The sequence below is a fragment of the Streptomyces sp. genome (genome assembly GCF_036566765.1).
Taxonomy (GTDB): Bacteria; Actinomycetota; Actinomycetes; order Streptomycetales; family Streptomycetaceae; genus Streptomyces.
This window is the reverse complement of record NZ_DATCVQ010000062.1, coordinates 1-5,129: the sequence shown is the minus strand read 5'-3', so window position 1 is coordinate 5,129 and position 5,129 is coordinate 1. Positions and strand designations below refer to the sequence as shown.

Below are 5,129 nucleotides of genomic sequence, written 5' to 3'. Positions count from 1 at the left end.
GGGAAATGCCGAAAGCAAACGCGAACGTACCCGAACGTGAAGATGCCGCCGCCGAGTTCCCCGCCCCTGGCGAGAACTCGACGGCGGCGCCGCCGCGTTCACACCGGTCGCGCCCCGCGCACTCGGTCGCACCCCACCTGTTCCGCCCTCCTGTGACGTGTGGCACGATGCTGGCCACTCCCCTCGCACTGCCTCACAGGAGACGCCTCGCGTGCAGCCCGCCGCCCTCCCGGACCTCGCGCACACCCACACCCGCCCGGTGCACTGGCTCGCCACCGCGGCCGCGATGGCCGCCGTCGTCGCCGGCGCCGGCCTGCTTCAGCCCGACGCGGCCACGGCCACCACAGGCGCGGACGGTCCCCGGCCGGCCCTGAAACCCGCGCCGGACGCGGCCACCGCCGCGTACCCCCTGGAGTGCGGGGGAGCGCCCAGCGTGGTCGCGAGAAAGGCCGCCGGAGACCTCGACGGCGACGGCAGTCCGGAGACCGTGGCGGTGGCGCACTGCGACGCCGGTTCCGGCACCCCGCCGAGCGGGGTCTATGTGCTGACCCGGGGCAAGGACGGCGCCGCCCGAGTCGTCGCCACGCTCGTCGAGCCGACGAGCAAGCAGAACGTCGAGACGCTCGCGGTCCGTGACGGAGTGGTCACGGCCACGCTGCTCGGCTACTCGTCCGCGGACGTGCCGAGCTGCTGTCCCGATGTGAAGGAGAGCGCCGAATGGCGCTGGCAGGGCGGCACGTTCGTCCGCACTGCCGCTCGAGCGGCGGCGCAGAGCGTCTGATCCGTCACTCGGCGTCGGGGCCGTACACCTCGACGCCGTCCGTGACGCGCCGTACGTGGATGCAGTCGCCCGGGCACTCCTTGGCGGAGTCCACCACGTCCTGCAGCAGCGGCAGCGGCACCGGGGTCGTCGCCCCCTGGGCCTGGAGCAGCTCGTCGTCCGCGCTCTTCACGTACGCGAGGCCGTCGATGTCCAGCTCGAAGACCTCCGGCGCGTATTGCGCGCAGATCCCGTCCCCGGTGCAGAGGTCCTGATCGATCCAGACCTCCAGCGCCTCCGCGGCGCCCGTGGACGGTGCCTCGTGCTGCACGGTCATATCTCCTGCCGTTTCCTGCGTCCGGTGAAGCATTCTGAAGTAAGTCGGGCCAGCCCTGACGGGTGTTGACCACCGACGACGATACAACCGCCCGCTTTCCGATGTTTCATGGGTGGGTATTTCCCTGGCGTGAGGGGAAGCGCAAGGGTGAAGATCGGACACGCCCCGACAGTCTTTATTGATCTAGGGGTTTCAATCGCCACCCACGCAGGTAGGGTCAGGAAGCGTCCAGCTCCCCTTGGAGGAGGTGAGGACCGTGGCAGCCCACGACGACGACATCAACCGCGGCATCCGGCCCGGGCGGGGGTCTGAAGACCCTGCCGGCCAGGTTGCCTATCTCGAGCAGGAAATCGCCGTCCTGCGCCGCAAGCTCGCCGACTCTCCGCGTCATACGAGGATTCTCGAAGAGCGGATCGTCGAGCTACAGACAAACCTGGCCGGCGTCTCCGCACAGAACGAGCGGCTCGCCAACACGCTCCGTGAGGCCCGCGACCAGATCGTGGCCCTCAAGGAAGAAGTCGACCGGCTCGCACAGCCGCCGGCCGGCTTCGGAGTCTTCCTGCAGGCCATCGAGGACGGCACCGCCGACATCTTCACCGGCGGCCGCAAACTGCGGGTGAACGTCAGCCCCAGCGTCGAACTCGAAGAGCTCCGGCGCGGCCAGGAAGTGATGCTCAACGAAGCTCTCAACGTGGTCGAGGCCATGGAGTACGAGAGCGTCGGCGACATCGTCACCCTCAAGGAGATCCTCGAGGACGGCGAGCGCGCCCTGGTGATCGGGCACACCGACGAGGAACGGGTGGTCAGGCTCGCCGAGCCGCTCCTCGACATCACCATCCGCCCCGGCGACGCCCTGCTCCTGGAGCCCCGCTCCGGGTACGTCTACGAGGTCGTGCCCAAGAGCGAGGTCGAGGAACTGGTCCTCGAAGAGGTCCCCGACGTCGACTACGGCAAGATCGGCGGCCTCGGCGGCCAGATCGAGATGATCCGGGACGCCGTCGAGCTTCCGTACCTCTACCCCGACCTCTTCAAGGAGCACGAGCTCCGGCCGCCCAAGGGCATCCTGCTCTACGGGCCGCCCGGCTGCGGCAAGACGCTGATCGCCAAGGCCGTCGCCAACTCCCTTGCCAAGAAGGTCGCCGAGGTCACCGGCCAGCCCGCCGGAAAGTCCTACTTCCTGAACATCAAGGGCCCGGAACTCCTCAACAAGTACGTCGGCGAGACCGAGCGGCACATCCGCCTCGTCTTCCAGCGTGCCCGTGAGAAGGCGAGCGAGGGCACCCCCGTCATCGTCTTCTTCGACGAGATGGAATCCCTCTTCCGCACCCGCGGCTCCGGTGTCAGCTCGGACGTGGAGAACACCATCGTCCCGCAGCTGCTCGCCGAGATCGACGGCGTGGAGGGGCTGGAGAACGTCATCGTCATCGGCGCCTCCAACCGCGAGGACATGATCGACCCGGCGATCCTGCGGCCGGGCCGGCTCGACGTCAAGATCAAGATCGAGCGTCCGGACGCAGAGGCGGCCAGGGACATCTTCGCGAAGTACCTCACCTCCTCGCTGCCGCTGCACTCCGACGACCTCGCCGAGCACGGCGGCTCGAAGGACGCCGCCGCGAACGGAATGATCCAGTCGGTCGTGGAGCAGATGTACGCCGAATCCGAGGAGAACCGCTTCCTCGAGGTGACGTACGCGAACGGCGACAAGGAAGTCCTCTACTTCAAGGACTTCAACTCCGGAGCGATGATCCAGAACATCGTCGACCGGGCCAAGAAGATGGCCATCAAGGCTTTCCTCGACCACAACCAGAAGGGCCTTCGGGTCTCCCATCTCCTCCAGGCGTGCGTGGACGAGTTCAAGGAGAACGAGGACCTGCCGAACACCACCAACCCGGACGACTGGGCCCGGATCTCCGGAAAGAAGGGCGAGCGGATCGTCTTCATCCGCACCCTCGTCACCGGAAAGCAGGGCGCGGACACCGGACGCTCCATCGACACGGTGGCCAACACCGGTCAGTACCTCTAGAACGCCGGCCGGCTGCGGATGTCCGGAAGACGGACATCCGCAGCCGTCGCATTCCGAGGGCACCGGCCGGCACGGCCATTCACCCCCAGCAATGACCGAATTGATCTCCCCACCAGCGCAGAGGCGTTCTAGGCTCATCGGTACCGCTGAGTCGCGCAGTGCGGGGACGGGCACCGCACACGCACCGGAGACGCAGCGGTACTTGAGCGCCGTTCCCGGACGGGAGCGCCGCCGGGCAAGGAGGGCCGCATGACCGTACGGCGAGTAATGGGCATTGAGACGGAGTACGGCATCTCCGTCCCGGGCCACCCGAACGCCAATGCCATGCTCACCTCGTCCCAGATCGTCAACGCCTACGCGGCGGCGATGCACCGGGCGCGGCGCGCCCGCTGGGACTTCGAGGAGGAGAATCCGCTGCGGGACGCCCGCGGCTTCGACCTCGCCCGCGAGGCCGCCGACTCCAGCCAGCTCACCGACGAGGACATCGGCCTGGCGAACGTGATCCTCACCAACGGGGCCCGGCTCTACGTGGACCACGCGCACCCCGAGTACAGCGCCCCCGAGGTCACCAATCCGCGCGACGCCGTCCTCTGGGACAAGGCCGGCGAGCGGATCATGGCGGAGGCCGCCGAGCGGGCCGCCCAGCTCCCCGGCGCCCAGCCCATCCACCTCTACAAGAACAACACCGACAACAAGGGCGCCTCCTACGGCACGCACGAGAACTACCTGATGAAGCGGGAAACCCCCTTCTCGGACATCGTGCGCCACCTCACGCCCTTCTTCGTCTCCCGCCAGGTCTTCGCAGGCGCCGGCCGCGTCGGTATCGGCCAGGACGGACACGAACACGGCTTCCAGCTCAGCCAGCGCGCCGACTACTTCGAGGTCGAGGTCGGCCTGGAGACCACCCTCAAGCGCCCGATCATCAACACCCGCGACGAGCCCCACGCCGACGCCGAGAAGTACCGCCGCCTCCACGTGATCATCGGCGACGCGAACCTCTCGGAGATCTCGACCTACCTGAAGCTCGGCACCACGGCTCTCGTCCTGTCCATGATCGAGGATGGCTTCATCGCGGTGGACCTCGCGGTCGACCAGCCGGTACGGACCCTGCACCAGGTGTCGCACGACCCCACCCTCCAGCGCCTGGTCACCCTCCGCAGCGGCCGCACACTCACCGCGGTCCAGCTCCAGATGGAGTACTACGAGCTCTCCCGCAAGTACGTCGAAGAACGCTTCGGCGCCGACGCGGACGACCAGACCAAGGACATCCTGGCCCGCTGGGAGGACACCCTCAACCGCCTCGAGAACAACCCCATGAGCCTCGCCGGCGAGCTCGACTGGGTCGCCAAACGCGAACTCATGGAGGGCTACCGGCGCCGCGACGACCTCGACTGGGACGCCGCGAAACTGCACCTCCTGGACCTCCAGTACGCCGACGTACGAGCCGACAAGGGCCTCTACAACCGACTCGCGGCCCGCGGCCGCATCAAGCGCCTGCTGGACGAGAACGAGGTCGAGCGAGCCCGTACCAAGCCCCCTGAGGACACCCGCGCGTACTTCCGCGGCCGCTGCCTGGAGCAGTACGCCGACGACGTCGCCGCGGCCTCCTGGGACTCGGTGATCTTCGACCTCCCGGGCCGGGACTCGCTCCAACGGGTCCCAACCCTCGAACCGCTTCGCGGAACGCGAAATCACGTCAAGGAGCTCCTGGACCGCTGCCGCACGGCGGAAGACCTGGTCAGGGTCCTCTCCGGCGGCTGAGCGGGTACCCGGAACGAGACCTCCGGACAGGGTGGAAATCCCGACGTCCGGGAATCATCGAGGTGGCCCCCGTACGTTGGAGAAACTGCGGGGCCGATGTCAGACCCGGCTTGTAGGGTCTGATCATCACCGATCGGCAGCAATGCCGACCTGTCGACCATGTCGGGCGAACTGAGCGGGGTGAGGGTTATGTCAACCAAGGACACCGGCGGCGGCCAGCAGAAGGCCACACGCTCCACCGAGGAAGT

General features: G+C 67.8%; 4 protein-coding genes. 3 read left to right on the top strand and 1 reads right to left on the bottom strand.

Annotation, left to right across the window (positions count from 1 at the left end; genetic code table 11):
- Positions 1-211: 211 nt before the first annotated feature.
- Positions 212-781 (top strand): hypothetical protein, encoded by a 570-nt coding sequence (locus VIU94_RS03100; protein WP_331907239.1) that lies wholly within the window; start codon positions 212-214, stop codon positions 779-781.
- 4 nt (positions 782-785) lie between these two features.
- On the opposite strand, the gene VIU94_RS03095 is transcribed toward VIU94_RS03100, so the two are convergent.
- Positions 786-1,097 carry a ferredoxin gene (locus tag VIU94_RS03095; RefSeq protein ID WP_331907237.1) on the bottom strand — a complete coding sequence of 104 codons (312 nt, stop codon included), beginning with the start codon at positions 1,095-1,097 and terminating at the stop codon, positions 786-788.
- Between the two features lie 256 nt (positions 1,098-1,353).
- Here VIU94_RS03095 and arc point away from each other — a divergent pair, with 256 nt between their 5' ends.
- Complete coding sequence (arc, locus tag VIU94_RS03090; RefSeq protein ID WP_331907235.1) at positions 1,354-3,120, top strand: proteasome ATPase; 1,767 nt, start codon at positions 1,354-1,356, stop codon at positions 3,118-3,120.
- A 249-nt stretch (positions 3,121-3,369) separates the two neighbouring features.
- Positions 3,370-4,881, top strand: coding sequence for a depupylase/deamidase Dop (gene dop / locus VIU94_RS03085; RefSeq protein ID WP_349258570.1), 1,512 nt, complete (start codon positions 3,370-3,372; stop codon positions 4,879-4,881).
- Positions 4,882-5,129 lie beyond the last annotated feature (248 nt).